This window comes from Actinoalloteichus fjordicus (assembly GCF_001941625.1).
GTDB classification, from domain to species: Bacteria; Actinomycetota; Actinomycetes; order Mycobacteriales; family Pseudonocardiaceae; genus Actinoalloteichus_A; species Actinoalloteichus_A fjordicus.
This window is the reverse complement of the sequence record NZ_CP016076.1, coordinates 2,618,830-2,634,251: the sequence shown is the minus strand read 5'-3', so window position 1 is coordinate 2,634,251 and position 15,422 is coordinate 2,618,830. Positions and strand designations below refer to the sequence as shown.

Annotated in this window: 11 protein-coding genes; 2 read left to right on the top strand and 9 right to left on the bottom strand. The window is 72.3% G+C overall.

Features of this window, described 5'->3' with window-relative positions; genetic code table 11:
- Positions 1-195: 195 nt before the first annotated feature.
- Positions 196-825 carry a nucleoside/nucleotide kinase family protein gene (locus UA74_RS11765; RefSeq protein ID WP_075740288.1) on the top strand — a complete coding sequence of 210 codons (630 nt, stop codon included), beginning with the start codon at positions 196-198 and terminating at the stop codon, positions 823-825.
- A 12-nt stretch (positions 826-837) separates the two neighbouring features.
- Here UA74_RS11765 and UA74_RS33480 read toward each other — a convergent pair whose 3' ends face one another.
- From UA74_RS33480 to UA74_RS11740, 5 genes are all read right to left on the bottom strand, one after another.
- Positions 838-3,438, bottom strand: coding sequence for a serine/threonine-protein kinase (locus UA74_RS33480; protein ID WP_075740287.1), 2,601 nt, complete (start codon positions 3,436-3,438; stop codon positions 838-840).
- Positions 3,439-3,615: 177 nt separating this feature from the next.
- Entirely contained in the window at positions 3,616-4,341 is a 726-nt protein-coding gene (locus UA74_RS11755) for an FHA domain-containing protein (RefSeq protein WP_075740286.1), read from the bottom strand.
- Entirely contained in the window at positions 4,341-5,663 is a 1,323-nt protein-coding gene (locus tag UA74_RS11750) for a VWA domain-containing protein (RefSeq protein WP_075740285.1), read from the bottom strand. The genes UA74_RS11755 and UA74_RS11750 overlap by 1 nt, the downstream gene beginning before the upstream one ends.
- A gap of 98 nt (positions 5,664-5,761) precedes the next feature.
- A complete protein-coding gene (locus UA74_RS11745; protein WP_075740284.1) occupies positions 5,762-6,916 on the bottom strand; it encodes a protein phosphatase 2C domain-containing protein in 1,155 nt (384 codons plus the stop codon).
- A 3-nt stretch (positions 6,917-6,919) separates the two neighbouring features.
- Positions 6,920-9,043, bottom strand: a complete 2,124-nt coding sequence (locus UA74_RS11740) for a serine/threonine-protein kinase (RefSeq protein WP_232237833.1) — start codon at positions 9,041-9,043, stop codon at positions 6,920-6,922.
- Here UA74_RS11740 and UA74_RS33475 point away from each other — a divergent pair.
- The gene (locus UA74_RS33475; protein ID WP_232237897.1) at positions 9,030-9,392 is read left to right on the top strand and encodes a hypothetical protein; all 363 of its coding nucleotides are present in this window, start codon (positions 9,030-9,032) and stop codon (positions 9,390-9,392) included. The two genes, UA74_RS11740 and UA74_RS33475, sit on opposite strands and share 14 nt — an antisense overlap.
- 358 nt (positions 9,393-9,750) lie before the next feature.
- Here the strand turns inward: UA74_RS33475 and UA74_RS11735 are convergent, their stop codons facing one another.
- The 4 genes from UA74_RS11735 to UA74_RS11720 form a co-directional block, all read right to left on the bottom strand.
- A complete protein-coding gene (locus tag UA74_RS11735) occupies positions 9,751-11,157 on the bottom strand; it encodes a hypothetical protein (protein WP_075740283.1) in 1,407 nt (468 codons plus the stop codon).
- Positions 11,158-11,179: 22 nt separating this feature from the next.
- A complete protein-coding gene (locus UA74_RS11730) occupies positions 11,180-12,160 on the bottom strand; it encodes a glutamate ABC transporter substrate-binding protein (RefSeq protein ID WP_075740282.1) in 981 nt (326 codons plus the stop codon).
- Positions 12,157-13,641: a hypothetical protein gene (locus UA74_RS11725; protein WP_157442209.1), complete on the bottom strand. Its 1,485-nt coding sequence runs from the start codon at positions 13,639-13,641 to the stop codon at positions 12,157-12,159. The genes UA74_RS11730 and UA74_RS11725 overlap by 4 nt, the downstream gene beginning before the upstream one ends.
- A gap of 432 nt (positions 13,642-14,073) precedes the next feature.
- Entirely contained in the window at positions 14,074-15,327 is a 1,254-nt protein-coding gene (locus UA74_RS11720) for an aspartate aminotransferase family protein (protein ID WP_075743698.1), read from the bottom strand.
- Positions 15,328-15,422 lie beyond the last annotated feature (95 nt).

Below are 15,422 nucleotides of genomic sequence, written 5' to 3'. Positions count from 1 at the left end.
CGGGGCGGTTTCCGCGCCCCTCGGCGGCGCACGCTCGTGGGCGCGCCGTGCGGTCCGGTCGCAGGCCGGGTCGCGCAGGACGGGTCGCCGCCGGACGAAGGCCGCCACGAGCCGCCCTGCGGCCGCCCGCTCGCCTCGGTCTGCTGCTCCTGCACAGGACGTGAAGCGGGATGCGGGTTCTGCGACGATCACCCGGTGACGTTCCGATCGAGCACAGCGGACCGACTGCCCGCCGAGCTGGCCGACTGGGTCGCCGAGCAGCCCGGCAGGCCCTGGTTGCGGCTGGCCGTGGACGCACCCGTGGCCGAGCAGGGCCGCGATCTGGCGACGGCGCTCGTCGAGGAGTTGCTGCGGCGCGGCCGCCCCGCCCTGCGCGTCGCGGCATCGGGCTTTCTGCGCCCGGCGTCGCTACGGCTGGAGCACGGCCGCGAGGACGTCGAGGCCTACCCGGACTGGCTGGATCGAGGCGCGCTGCGCCGAGAGGTGCTGGAGCCTGCCGGGGCGACGGGCACCGGACGGGTGCTGCCGAGTCGGTGGGACGCCGTCGCCGACCGAGCCACGAGGGCCGACTATGTCGAACTCCGACCCGGCGCCGTCCTGGTCGTCGACGGAATGTTCCTGTTGGACGGCACGCTGGACTTCGACCTCGGCATCCACCTGGCGGTCTCGGCGCAGGCCGCCGCCAGGCTGCTCCCTCCCGATCTGCACTGGACGCTGCCTGCGCATCGCGACTACGTCGCGACGGCCCGGCCCGACCAGACTGCGGACCTGACCGTTCGGATGGACCACCCCGACCGACCTGCCTATCGGCTCCGGGCAGGCTGAGACCGCCCCGCCTCAGTCCTCCTGGTCGAAGGGGGAGGTGAATCGGCGGGTGCCGCCGGGACTCGCCTGCGGCGGGGCAGGCTGGGCCCGGGTCGGGGTCGGGCCGCCGGGTTGGGCACCGGGGCCCGCGACGGGCGGACGGACGACGTCGGTCTGATTCGCCGCAGCGGCGGGGTCCTCGGTCTGGTCCGGAGTACCTGCGGTCGGGACCGGTCCGCCGCGCCCCGGCCTGCCGAGCGGTGCCGCCGGACCCTGCCCTTGACCGACCTGACCCGGCGTTCCTGCTGGTCCGGCGGGTCTGAGATGACCGCTCCGGCCCGACGGAGCGGGACCCCTGCCGGGGTTCGGCCGCAGGCCTGCGGGCGGCTGGGCGCCTGCCACCGGCGGTGTGGGGGCGGGCCCGCCGTGCGCGGCCGGACCGGGCGGCGATCCCGGTGCGGGTCCGCGCCCCGGTCTGCCGGGTCCGGGGTGTCCGCCGGGTCCGGCCGGACGCGGCGGCAGCGGTGGTCGGCCTGCCTGCCCGGTCGAGGGAGCCCCTGGGCCGCGCTCCGACGGCCCGGCGGGAACGACGGGGCTGGCCCGGCGGGTGGTCGCGTCGGCGGAACCCGGACCGGACCTGGCGTCGGTCGGCTTGAGTCGCTCGGTCACCGGCCCGTCGGCGCTCGCCCCGGAACCGCTCAGGAAGGAGGTCATCTCGGTCGAGATCGCCGACAGCGTCGGACGGCGGGCAGGCTCCGGTCCCAATGCCGCGATCAGTCGCGACCGGTGTCTGCTCCGCTCGGGAAGATGGACGACCTCCGCAGCCTGGGCGGCGGCCATCAACGCCGACATGGGGCTGTCCCGATACCCCCGTGGCGGGCTGCCGGTCAACGCGTAGGCGACGGTCGCGGCGAGCTGCCAGCTGTCGGAGGACGGTGTCGCGGGTTCGCCCCTGGCGACCTCCGGGGCCAGGAAGTCCGGGGTGCCGACCATCATGCCGGTCGCGGTCAACGTGCTGTCGCCGTCGCTGCGAGCGATCCCGAAGTCGATGAGCTGGGGAGAGCCCGCCTCATCCAGCAAGATGTTGCCCGGCTTGATGTCACGATGCAGCAGCCCCTTGTCGTGGGCTGCCCCCAACGCCTCGGCCATCGTGCCCCACAGCCTGGCGGCGGCGACGTCGTCGAGGGTGCCCGACCCGCGCACCACCTCGGACAGCGGCTCGCCCGCGATGTACTCCATCACGATCGCCAGGCCGTCGGTGGCGTCGCCGAGGTCTTCGAGGATGTCGTAGATCCGCACACAGTTCGGATGCCGGACGGCGGCCAGTGCCCGCGCCTCGCGCAGCATCCGCTCCTCGGTCTCGGCGTCGGGGGCATGAGCAATTTTGACCGCCACCTGTCGGTTGAGGCTGGTGTCCTCGGCCAGCCACACCTCGCCGAACCCGCCCTTGCCCAGTCTGCGGATGCGCCGGAACCGGTCGCGCCCGGCACCGCTGCCGCTCACCGGCACGTGACCGCCGAGCAGCGTCGGCACGTCGACGCCGGAGCCCGCGTCCGACTCGGCGCGCGCCGAGTCGCCCGCCGGAGCCGCCCCGCCGAGGAAGAACGGCAGCGGTCCCGGCGTGTCGGCGAGCCTCGGCGGTTGCTCGCCTGCGGGAGAGTTCATCTCGGTGGAGAGCGGCGGCAGGATCGGCCGAGGCTCTTCGAGTGGCCTGCCCACCCGCGTCGCGGGCGGCGGCGGTCGATGCTGTTCGGGAGGCGGCTGCTGAGCCATCGCCTGCTGGGCCGGTTGCTGCTGGGCCATCGGCTGGTACTGCGCGTCCTGCTGAGCGAGTCGGCGGGAGTCCCGGGGATCCCTGGCGTCGTGGACGTCCTCGGAGTCGCGCTGAGCCCGGCCCTGGTCCTGGTATCGCCGATCGGCGTCGTCGGACTCGGGCCGCTCGGACCAGTCGATGACCGCGCGCGGCGGCGGGCCCACGGCCAGCAGTACCAGTGCGCCGAGGAAGAGGGCGGGCAGCAGCCCGACCCAGAGATGCACGACGACCTGGGCGGTGAGACCGGCCGTGAAGAGCGCCAGCAGGGCGAAGGGCGCCCACAGCGTCACACCAGGCCACGCCGGTCCCCGCCGGGCTGCAAGCCTGCCCTGCCAGGCCACGAGGCCGAGCAGCACGATGGGCAGGGCCACCAGCGCCGCGATGTGCAGCCAGCGCAGTGCCGAGTCGGCTCCGATCGCGTCGCCGACGGTGCCCGCGGACACCAGATAGCCGCCCTGGGTGGTGAACTCGCCCACGCAGACGCCCTGGCTCAGGCTGATCTGTGCCTCGGTCGCCAGCGGACCGGCGCCCGCCGCCGCAGCGGTGATCACATCGGAGATGCCCCGGAAGAAGAGCAGCGGGATGACGAAGGCCGTGCACACGCCGATCAGGCCGATCAGCAGGCCGGTCCCCGTGTTATAGCGGTTGCCGATGCCCTTGCGCAGGATCGCGATGATCAGGCTGCCGAAGGAGATGATCAGGCCGACCAGGAACCCGGCGCCCGTCACCGTCCACGCCCACTCACCAGGGCAGAAGTTCGCGCCCACCAGGCGATGCAGCCAGGACAGGAGTGCCGCCGCGAAACCACCGACGGAGTCCACTGGTGTCGCCCCTTTCCTCACGGTGCCGTCGTCGTCGAGCGAGCACCACGGCCGCGTCCCAGGGCCACCCGCGAACAGGCGCGAGCCTGCCCGTACACGATAGGCCTGCGGCCTGCTCCGCCGTAGATCAACCCCGGCGTGCCGAGTGCCGAACCGATCGACGACGGTCTCGACGGGTCAGCGGGCCGTCTCGCTCCGCAGTTCGACGGCCGTCCAGGCACCGAGGAGAATCCGAGCGCCGTCACCGAGCAGGGTCGGCGTGTGCGGGGCGAGCACCCTGCCGTCGTCGAGCGCGGTGCCGTTCGTCGAGCCGAGATCGACGAGTTCCCAGTGGTCCGCGTCGACGCGGGTGAGCCGCGCGTGTCGTTGGGAGACCCCGGGGTCGTCGCTGAGATCGATGTCGGGCTGGATCGCCGCCGACCTGCTTCGCCTGCCCAGGTGGATCTCGGCGGCCGTCAGCGCCACCCTCCTCGGTTCGCGAGCGCCGGGGAGCACCAGCGTCCCGGCGTCGGGGCCGTCGCGCGCCACCACGGCCTCGAACTGGTCTCGATCGACGGTGACCAGCGCATGCCAGCTCACCACGGCGCGACGATCGGGTGCCGCTGGCGCACCCACGAAGGAGTCGCTGCCGCACTCCTCGCAGAATCGGCCGCTGCGAGGCGTATCGCACTCCAGACAGCGGCCCCGCTCGGCGGCAGGCTGCTCGGCTGCGACCGCGACCGGTTCGCCGACGGTGCTCGGCCGCTCCGGCCTGCCCGCCGAGGCGGCGCGCGCAGGCTCGACGTCGATCCCCCGCCACCACGGCGTGCCCCCGTCGGACGGCGGCGCCGACGCCAGCTCCCGACCGCAGACCTCGCAGTAGTCCTGCGCCGAAGTGACATGCCCCGCGGCGCAGGTGGGCATCAGCCGTCCTCCTGACTCGCCTGCGGCCGGACCCTGGCGGTGCGGGTGGAGCGGGCGTCCAGCGTCATCTCCGCCTCGGCACTGATCCGGGAGCGCAGTCGCACCGTGCCGGTGTGCTCGTCCACCTCCACGACCTCGGCCAGCAGCCGCGCGGTGTCGCGGTGGCCGGAGGACTCGGCCAACTCGGCGGCGCGCCCCAGCCGCCTCGTGGCCATGTCCAGGTCGCCGCCCGCCCGCGCCGCCAGGCCCTCCCGGATCGCTCCGGCCAGTTCGGCCTGTCCGGTGTAATGCGCCACCTCGCGGTTGACGATCGTCGCCTGCATCAGGTCGGCGGTGCCCTCCGCGAGGACCAGTCCGGTGGCGAGCGGACCGGACTGGTCAGAGGAGGGCGTGACGACGCTGATCCGCGCGGCCAGCATCCGATCGGTCATCTCGATCGGCTCGATCTCGACGCCGACGTGGTAGGCACGCGTCTCGGCGCCCCACGAACCCGTCGGGAAGTCATCGGTCATCGCGCCCGAGGGCACCCGCCGCTCGCTCAGGTCGACCATGTCCGGGTCGACCTGCTTGACGAAACGGAGGCGAGCGGTCTGCGGTGTCCATAGCCGGAGGGCGACGTCCGCCACCTCCTTGCCCATCGCCGCGTCGGTCATGGCCCGGAAGTCCTCGGCCAGGTTACCCGGCTCTGCGACGATGTCCACCGTTCCCAACAGGGTCTCGGCGATCCGACGCAGTTCGGGAACCCGCCAGTCCGTCCCGATTCCTCGGCAGTCGCAGACGAACCGGTCCCGGCAGGCCGCCAGTCCCTCGGCCAGTTCGGCCTCGTCCTCACCCTGATTGACTCCGTCGGTGAGCAGGATGGCGTGTCGCACGCCGCCCGGCTGAGAACGGAACAGCTCCTCGGCCAACAGCAGCCACCGACTCATCGCGGTGCCGCCGTCGGCACGCAGCTCCCGGATCGCCTGCTTGGCCGCCGCCCGGCCCGCCGCATCAGCCCGCGCGAGGCCTCGATGCGGTGGATACACCATCCGGGCCGTCAGATTTCCCGCGATGACGGCGAACCGAACTCCCTCGCGCAGCGCGTCGACAGCGGTCACCGTGGCCTGGCGGGCGGCGGCGATCCTGGCCCTCGGCCAGTTCATCGAGGACGAGCAGTCCACCATGATGACCACCGTCGTGTCCTCGGTGGCGGCCGAGCCGACGCTCCCCGTCTCCCCGGATTCGGCGGCGGTCACCGTGACGATCGCGTCGACGTCACGCCCGCCGACGGGCAGATGTCTGTTCTGATCGACCGTGACCTCGAAATCCAGCCCGCTGACCATCGCGACGACTCCTCCCGCCGAATCCGCCGGGAACGCGCCGACACCCCCGCCGGTCGGTCATCGCAGCTGCGCAGCGATGTGTCCGCACGTGTCCCGTCTCAGACGGTGGTCCCTCCGCGCCCCAACGGGAACGGCACCAGCGCGACCGTGATGTTGTCGTGACCACCGCCCCGGAGCGCGAGGCTGGTCAGTTCGCGGCCTGCGGTGAAGGGGTCGCCGAGCCCGGCGACTCGCACCGCCGTCTGCGTCGGGTCGCCCAGGTAGTGCCACAGGCCGTCGGTGCAGATCAGCACGACGCCCGGCCGGTCCGGTCGGATCGTGACGACCTCGGCAGGCCTGCCGTCGGAGTCCGCCCCGAGCCAACGGCACAGCGCGGCGGCGCGGCGGTCGCCCTGGATCTGCAGCTCGGTCATCTCGCCGGTGGAGACCATCTGCCTCGCCCAGGAGTGATCCAGTGTCAGGCAGGCGGAGCCGCCCGAGGCGACGACCTCGGCCACCCGATCACGGTGGGCCTCGGAGCTGATCGCGATGTCCGCGCCCCCGACGACACCGGGGTTGACCACTGTGGACTCCGGATCGGGCAGGGCGAGCCAGTACGCCCGGCTGTCGCCCACCCAGCCCACGGTGATCTCCGTCGAGGTCACGACCGCCGAGACGAACGTGCAGGACGGCGGATCACGGTCGGCCGCGTCGGTGTGCAGGCGGGCCACCGACTCGGTGGCGGCGCGGACCGCCCTGCGCGTCGCCTCGGCGGGCTCCGAACCCGCCCGGACCGCCTCGGAGAGCAGCTCGGCCGCCGTGTAGGCGGCGACGCGGGACGCATCCTCGGCGCGGGACGAGGAGGACACCCCGTCACAGACCACCACCACGACCGCAGGCGACCCGTCTGGCGACGTTTGAGTCCGCAGACCGAAGGCGTCCTCGTTGTGGTGGTGTCGGAGTCCCCGGTCGCTGACCCCCGCGACGACGTCGAGATCGACCTCGACCCGATCGTTCTCGGCGGGCTTGGCCCGACCGCAGCGCGCGCAGAAGCCGTCGCTGGTGAACTGTCCGTGGCCGCAGGACGCGCAGACCGGTGCGCCCGCGGGCACGACCGACGGGGGCTCCTCGGCGGCGGAGCTCGCCAGGAGCGGGCCCATGTTCTCGCCGCACTCCTCGCAGAAGAGGTCACCGACGATGGTGACGTACTCGCATTGCGGACACGCTGGGCCGCTCGGCTTCTGGCCGAGGACCGAAGTCTGTGATTGCGCCATCAACTACACCAGAGTTCGGGGGCGAAGGCTGTTCGCCCGATCCACCAGGGCGATGCGCTCGGCCCGGTCTTCGACGGCCCTGGCGAGGCTGCGGTAGCCGCGCTCAAGACCGAGTCGCAGAATGTGCTCGTCCAGCTCGTAGCCGAACACGCGGCCGGGCGCCTTGGGACGCCCGCCCACCCCGGCGCCGACGCTGCGCACCCACTCGTGGGCGGCACGCAGCACCTCCACCGTCAGTCGCGCCCGTCGCTCGACGTCCAACCCCAGGGGTTCCAGCCGTCCTGCGGCGTCGAGCAGGTCCTGGTGACCGAGTTCTCCTGGATTGCGGCCCTGCACCCTGGCCAGGATCGCGGCGATCCTGGCCGCCACATGGTGTCTGGAGGTGTCGGGCACCGCCTCCAGCACGAGCACGGCGCCTCGGACGTCCCCGGAGCGCAGCCGGGCCCGCGCGAGTCCGAAGGCCGCGCTGACGAAGTCGTGGTCGGTGCGCCAGACGACGTCGTAGCGTCTCGCGGCAGCGGCGACCTCGCCTCGGAACTCGTCGGTGACCGCAACGGCGAGCTTCGTCGCCTGCTCCCCGGGGAACCGGTCGTAGAGGGCCTCGAAGCGGTTCCTGGCGTCGTTAAGATCCCCGGCGGCCAGCGCGCCCAGTGCCAGATACCAGGCGATGCGCCAGTCGTCCGGCTCGTGCCGGGCCAGTTCCTGGAGCACCTGCCAGGCGGGCCGCAGCTCGCCCCGGTCGATGTGGGCCCGAGCCAGCCGCAGTCGTACCTCGTTCGTCTGCGCCGCAGCCCGAAGCTGCTCCGGACCGGCGTCCTCGGCGCTGAGCAGGAAGCCTGCGGCCGGGTCCTTCGGATCGACCACCGGGACCGGGAGAGCCATCGCCACCCTGCGCGTCTCGAGCACCGCCGTGCCCACGACGATCTCTTGAAGACGATCGACGCCGAAGCTGCGGCGCTCCGGGGTGAACATCGGCGACACGCCGGGGATGGGCTTCCGATCGCGGACGGCGACGACCTCGCGGAGCACGCCGGTGAGCTGCTCGGCCATCTCGTCGGCCGAGTCGAACCGTCGGTTGGGGTCGGTGTGGCACGCCCGACGCAGGAAGCGGAGCAGCGACTCGTACTCGGCCAGCACCGGCACGTCGGCGGGGTCGGGCAGCTGCTCCTTGAACTCCTTGTTGTAGCCGGGGAAGTGGAAGCTGAGGACCGCGAGCAGCCTGCCGACGGTGTAGAGGTCGGAGGAGATCGAGGGGCCGATGGTCGCGATCTCCGGCGCCTGGTAGCCGATCGTGCCGTACACCGCGCCGTACTGGTCGTCCACGTGCAGCACGGCGCCCATGTCGATCAGCTTGATCTGTTCGGCGGTCTGGATGACGTTGTCGGGCTTGAGGTCGCAGTACAGCAGGCCACGCTCATGGAGGTAGCCCATGGCGGGCAGGATCTCCAGGACGTAGGCGACGGCCTGGTCCAACGGCAGCGCGGCCGACGGACCGTCGACCCTGCGGCGTTCGGTGAGGATGTCACGCAGCGACTGGCCGCCGACGTACTCCATCACGATGTAGCCCACGGTCTCCGTCGAGCTCGCGTCGGCAGGCTGCACGACGTTGAAGATCCGCACCACGTTGGGATGCTCGACCTCGGCCAGCGCCCGCTGCTCGTTCAACGTCGCCTCGACCGCGTCCGCGTCGCCGTCGTTGAGCAGTCCCTTGAGGACGACCCAGCGATCGTGCACGTTGCGGTCGCGAGCGAGGTAGATCCAGCCGAAGCCGCCGTGCGCGATGCAGCCGAGCACCTCGTACTGGCCCGCCAGGATGTCGCCCGGCCGCAGCTTGGGACTGAAGGAGTAGCGAGCCCCGCAGTTCGGGCAGTACCCGTCCACCCGGCCCGGCCTGCCGCCTCGGCTGCGGCCGACGGGCTTCTGACAGCTCGCGCAGTACCTCTTGTTCTCGGCCACCTCGGGGTTGCTCAGCACGACGGAGGCCGGATCGCGGGCGGGCACCTGCGGCACCTCGACCAGGCCGCCGCCGAGCCTGCCCCGCCTGCTGGAGCGGGTCGAGCCCCGCCGCGATCGAGCCGAGCCGGTGCGGGTGGACGTCGAGTTGGTGGCCGCGGTGCGGTCGCTCACCGAGGTGCTCGACGTCGGAGAGTCCGACCCCGGAGAGTCCGACCCCGAGGTGCCGGCCACCGACGTCTTGGGTGCCGAGGCGAACGCCGACCGGCCGGGCGGACTGGTCACCACGGTGCGGTCCGGGCCGAGGCCCGACGTCACAGGCGGGGCAGGCGGCGCGGACGACGCGGGCGGGTTCTGTCGGGGCTGCGAGGTCGAACGGACGGTGGCATGCAACGGCGGCTGTGGCGGGCCCGCCGGGAACGGACTCGACACGGTCCCCGGCGGCGGTCCCGACCGACCCGGCGGAACCGGGGTCCGGACCGTCATCGGCGGAACCTGGTGCGGCGGACCGGGCCTGCCCTGATGCGGTCTGGACCCGACCGGGCCCGAGGTGCCGCCGGGCGGGGTCGCAGGCGGCTGGCCTCCCATCGGCGGCTGGGGCGGGCGCTGCGTCATCGAGGTGCCGGGACCGGCCGGCGGGGGCGGTGGTGCGGCGGGCGGCGCGTCGCCCATGCCGGACACGCGACGACGACCCTCTCCGTCGAGACCGCCCAACCGGGCCGCGACCCGCGAGGGCGACGGCGGCTCCTCGGCCGAGGGATCGACGAGCCGATTGACCACCGAGTCCGTCCTCGGCTGCTCCTCGGCGCTCGGCGCGTGACCGCACACCTCGCAGTAGCCCTCGACCACCCGGCCGGTACAACCGGATCGAGCACATGCGCTCATCGTCGCCCCTCCTTCCCCGCCAGCCCGCGCTGATAGCGGGTGACGGCCCTCGTGGCGGCGGCCAGATCGCATGGCGCCCGCCACAGCAGTTCGTACGCTTGTCGGTGCAGCTCGAGCAGTTCCGGCTCCTCGACGAGACCGAGTCTGCCCGCCCTCGCCTGGTAGGCGTCGAGCCTGCCGCGCAGCTCACGCCGCCGAAGAAGCAGCTCGCTCGCCCGCCGCAGCGCGGTCGCCGCCTCGGCGGCGGCCTCGGCGTTGCGGACCCGCAGTTCGGCCGCCGACTCCGCAGCGTCGACGGGATGTCCGACCTGCTGGAGAATCGTGAGACGTTCGAGGGCGGCGCGCAGTTCCGGCCCTGCGGAGACAGGCGGCGGCAACGCCGGATCGATGATCTTGGCCAGCACCTCGGTGCGGACCCGGTCGGCCTCCGCCTCAGCCGACGTGACGTCCGCGACGCCCGCATGCAACTCGGCAAGCACCTGCGGCGCGGAGTCCCGCATCCGCGCGACCGTCTCGACGCGGTCGCCGATCCGGCGCAGCTCGGCGAGCAGCGGTGCCAGCGGGGCATCGAGGTCCGGGGCCAGGTCCGCGCCGTTCTCGGTCGGCGGTCCGACGGGGAGTCCCGAGCGGCCCAGATCTCGGTTCGACGGCTCGGATTCGGCAGCGTGCGAGCCTGACCGAGGACCGAGCCCGGTCGCGGCGGCGTCCTTCGAGGCGGGGCCGCCTCGGCCGCCGCCGTCCCGACCGGGACCGAGCGGGTCGGACACCGCGCGTGCCCGCACGGCGGCCAGCGTCGTCGCGACATCGCGCAGCTCGCGATCGAGCACGGAACCGGGTTCCGCTGCGCCGACGGCACCGGCCCTGGCCCGCAGGCCGTCGAGTTCGGTCTGCACCGGGTCGAGGCGAGCGGCCACGGCGGACCAGACGGCCGCCGCACGGGAGACCGCCGTGCCGATGTCCGCGAAGGCGGCGCTCATGTCGGCGAACAGCTCGGTGAGGCCGATCCGCACCGCGCGCTCCCTCGGGCCGAGCAGTCCGCGCCGTTCCAGCGGCAGTTCGACGCGTGACAGCTCCACCGACCTCCCCGAGAGCAGCTCGCCGAGTTCGGCGACCTCGGCAGGACCAGGCCGAGCCCGTCGGGCCCGCACCGCACCAGCCGTCTCGACGGTGCGGCGTAGCAGGTCGAAGTGCGTCCAGAGCAGGGCCAGCCGCTCCCGCAGCTGCGCCCAGCGGACTCGGGAGCAGCCGGTCAGCTCGACGTCGTCGAGGACACGACGACCCGCGTGGTCCTCCAGATCCAGCAGCGCCCGGGCCGTGCGTTCCACCCGATCCCTGTGCTCGGCGAGCAACGCGTCAAGCGCACCGAGTGAGGTCACCGCGCCTGCCTGGCCGGGAACGCTCATCGCAGCACCTCCGGCACCCTCGTCAGTCCCGATAGTTCGCGGCGGGCGGCGCAGGCGCGGGCCCCAGGTCGGTCAGCCAGGTGTTGTACATCCGCTCCCAGGTCCCGTCCTGGCGCATCTCGGCCAGGAGTGCGTTGGCGAAGCGGACGAAGTCCTCGTCGTCCTGGTTGAAGGCCATCCCGTAGGGCTCGCTGGAGAAGCGGTCGCCCACCACGTGGAGCTGCGGGTCCTGCCTGGCCATCCCCGCCAGGATCGTGTCGTCGGTGGAGAAGCCCTCGACCTGGCCCTGCTGGAGCATGACCAGGCAGTCTGCCCAGTCGGCGACCTCCACCGCCACCAGACCCGCATCGTGTGCGGCGAGCCTGCGCAGCGAGGTGGAGCCGCGCGCCGAGCAGACTCGTTCGCCCGCGAGGTCGCCGACCTCCTCATAGCCCGAGTCCCGGTGGACGAGGAGTCGCTGCCCCGCCTCGAAGTAGACGGACGAGAAGTTGACGCGTTCCCAGCGTTCGCAGGTGACCGTCATCGTGCGGACGACGACGTCGACCGTGCCCTCCTCCAACACCTGTTCCCGCTGGTCCGAGGTCACCGTCACGTAGCGCACATTGCCCGGTTCGCCGAACAACGCCTCGGAGAGCTCGTTCACCAGATCGATGTCGAAGCCGGAGAGCCCTTCGGCCGCCGGGTCGCGATAGCCCATCAGATACGTCGTCTGGTCGACGCCTGCGATGAGGAAGCCTCGGTCGACGATCTCGGCCATCGTAGAACCGCTGGGCATCTGTCCCGGCGAGGGCAGTCCGCCCGCGGGTCGCAGGCTGGCCGTCGGATCGCAGGCCCCGTCCTCGGCGGGCGGCGGTTCCAACTCGCCTGCATCCTGGGCACCGACCGGCATCGGCCGCTCGACGTCGACGTCGACGTCCGCGGGCACCCCGGAGTCGCCACCCGCGCAGCCCGCCATCACGAGCAGGGCGGCCAGCACGACGGCGACACGACTTCCAGACCTCATCGGTACTCCCTCACGCGCTGCCAGACACCGGCACCCGCGCCGACCGCCGCCACTGCGGAGCAGCCCAGCAGGCCGATGGCCAAGCCGCCCAAGGCGCCATGTGCGTCGGCCGACCGCAGGCTCATCGTGGTTCTCGCGGCCCAGATCGCCGACATCAGGTTGTCCTCGACCTGGGTGAACGCCTCACCGCCCCGCCCCATCGCCGTGTCGACCGCCTCGACATAACTCCCGGCCTCATCGAGGGCTCGCAGCTCCTGATGTAACGACATCCACTGCTGGTTCTGCTCGATCGCGGCGTCCACCGAGGCACGAACCTCCGGGTCGACGGCCAGCTCCCGCGCCTCTCCGAGCAGTCCGCTCGCCCCGTCGGCGCCGCCCAACTCCTCGGCGGCCACGGCGTAGTCCTCCGCGTAGACCTGGCCTGCGGAGCCCTGCGCGACGAGGGTGAGCGTCTCGCCGCTCCTGGCCTGCAGGGCCGCGATGCGCGCCCTGGCCAGGACGTCGACCTGTTCTGAGCCCTCGGTACGACTCTGGTCCAGCTGACTCAGCATGGTCAGCTGGGCGATCCCGGTCCAGGCCAGACTCGCGACGACGGCCAGACTCGCCACCACCAGGCCGATGTTGAGAATCCGGTTGGTGCGCCGGAAGAGATGGATCTGGACGACGATCAGGCCCGCGAGCAGCAGGACGCCCAGCACGATCTCCGCGATCGGCAGGGTGGCGGCGCGGTCCTGATCCTGGATCACCCCTGCCATCTCCGTCTCGTAGAGCTCCTCGGCCGCAGGCAGCATGGTCGACTGCATCAGCCCCGAGGCCTCCCGCAGGTACGCGGCGCCGACGGGGAAGCCCTGCCGATGGTTGGCCCGCGCCGACTCGACGAGTCCGGCATAGACGGGCAGCTGGTTGGAGAGCCTGGCGACCGGTTCGGAGAGCCGGCCTGCCCCGCCCGCACCGTGTGCGGCGGTGGTCAGCGCGTCGGCTGCGTCGGCGATGTCCTCTTCGTAGCGCTGCCGGACCTCGAGCGGCTCGCCCCCGCCGACGAGGAAGGCCCCGGCCACGGTGGCGTCCGCATCGGACAGCGAGCTGTAGAGGTCCTGGGCGGCGATGCTCAGCGGTTCGCTGCGCTGCACCAGATCCTCGAGTCCGTCCTCCTTGGCCTGGACGGAGATGAAGCCGACCAGCCCGGTGAGCACGCTCAGCAGGACCAGTCCGAGGCCGAGCATCGCCAGCCTGCCGGGAGTGGTGGAGCGCAGCGTCCGCAGATCGTCGAGATAGCGCCGTACGGCACCGCGCGGCCTGCCTGCGCCTGTGGGGCCCGGCTGCGTCGGCCCGGCACCCGCACCCGCCGCAGGGGCGGGCGTCGCCTGCTGCGGAGGGGGCGGTGCCTGGGGTCTGCCGTGTCCCGGCGACACCGGCCGCTGCTGCGGGCCGGGCCGATCGGGTCGTCTGCCGGACTGAGTCGGCGGTTGGGGCGTACTCATGGCCGCCGCTCCCGCCGACGTGCCTGGCCGGGAGCCCGACGGCTCCGACGAGATCGCGAAGACGCCCCGACTCGGGCGATCAGCCCGGTCGGCGTGTCAGGACCTCTCACCGCGTCACACCCTCACGATCCGCATCCGCCCACGTCTTGTGGATTCGAGCGCGCCGGGACGGGAGTCATGCGGTTCCCCGAGTCTCCGACGGCGTCCGGCGATTCTTCCCCGTCACGGCGGAGGAGCCACGACCACCCTCGCGTTCGACGAAGTCGAGGCGCCACGATCAGCGTGGACTCTCGGCTCGCCCGTGTCCGCCTCGGGCATGGCGTCCCGATCTGCGCGCTCCAGAGCGAAGATACCGGCCGCTCTTGATCGCGACAGGGTTTTGGATCATTTCGTGACGCGGCACGCCCAGCCGGTCCGGCGGCGGCGCGGTGGTCAGCCCAGCCCGGCGGCGACCGCCTTGGACCAGATCTCCAGACCCTGATCGATCTGGGCCTCGTCGACGACCAGCGGCGGGATCATCCGGACCACGTTGCCGTGCGGACCGCAGGTGAGCAGCAGCAGGCCGAGGTCGGCTGCCGCCCGATGCACGCGGTTCGCCGTGTCCGGGGCGGGAGACCCGTCGGACTCGACGAACTCGGAGGCCACCATCAGGCCGAGGCCGCGCACGTCGCCGACGGCCGCATGGTCGGCCGCGATCCGGCGGGAACCGGCCAGCAGTCGCTCACCGGTACGGGCCGCGTTCTCGACGAGCCCCTCCTCCAGGATGACCTCCAGGGTCGCCACGGCGGCGGCGCAGGACACGGCGTTGCCACCGTAGGTGCCGCCCTGCGAACCGGGCAGGCCACGGCTCATCAGCTCGGTGCTCGCGGCGATCGCGGAGAGGGGGAAGCCGCTGGCCAGTCCCTTGGCGGTGATCAGGATGTCGGGCTCGACGCCGAAGTGCTGGTGTCCCCAGAATCGGCCGGTCCGACCGAATCCGGTCTGCACCTCGTCGAACACGAGCAGGATGCCGTGCCGGTCGGCCCGCTCGCGAAGGCCCGCCAGGAACCCGGGCGGCGCGGGGACGTAGCCGCCCTCACCGAGGACCGGCTCGACGAAGAACGCGGCGATGTCGGCGGCGGGGCTGGCGGTGAGCAGCAGATAGTCGAGTTCCCGCAGGGCGAAGTCGACGGCCTCCTGTTCGGACCATCCGTAACGGTAGGCGTAGGGGAACGGCGCCACGGTGACACCGGGGACCAGCGGTCCGATGCCTGCCCGGATCTTGGCTCCGGAAGTGGTCAGTGACGCGGCGCCGAAGGTCCGGCCGTGGAAGGAGCCCTGGAACACCACCACGTTCTGCCTGCCGCTCGCCTGCCGCGACAGTCGCAGGGCCGCCTCCACCGCCTCGCTGCCGGAGTTGACGTAGAACAGCGAGTCGAGCCCGGTGGGCAGCACCTCGCCCAGCCGTTCGGTCAGCGTGAGCAGCGGCTGGTGCATGACGGTGGTGTACTGGCCGTGGATCAGCGTGGCGACCTGCTGCTGCGCGGCCGCGACGACCTTCGGGTGACAGTGTCCGGTGCTCGTGACGCCGATCCCGGCGGTGAAGTCGAGGAAACGCCTACCGTCGTGGTCATAGAGGTAGACGCCCTCTCCTCGGGCGACCTGCACCGGAGTTGCCTGCTTGAGCAGTGGCGACAACTGAGCCATGATCACTCCCCAACTGTAGGATTGTCGACAATCTATCTCCCTCATGCAACCATCGACCGTGGTCGCGTGTCCACACCTACCCAGGGAGGGTTCCG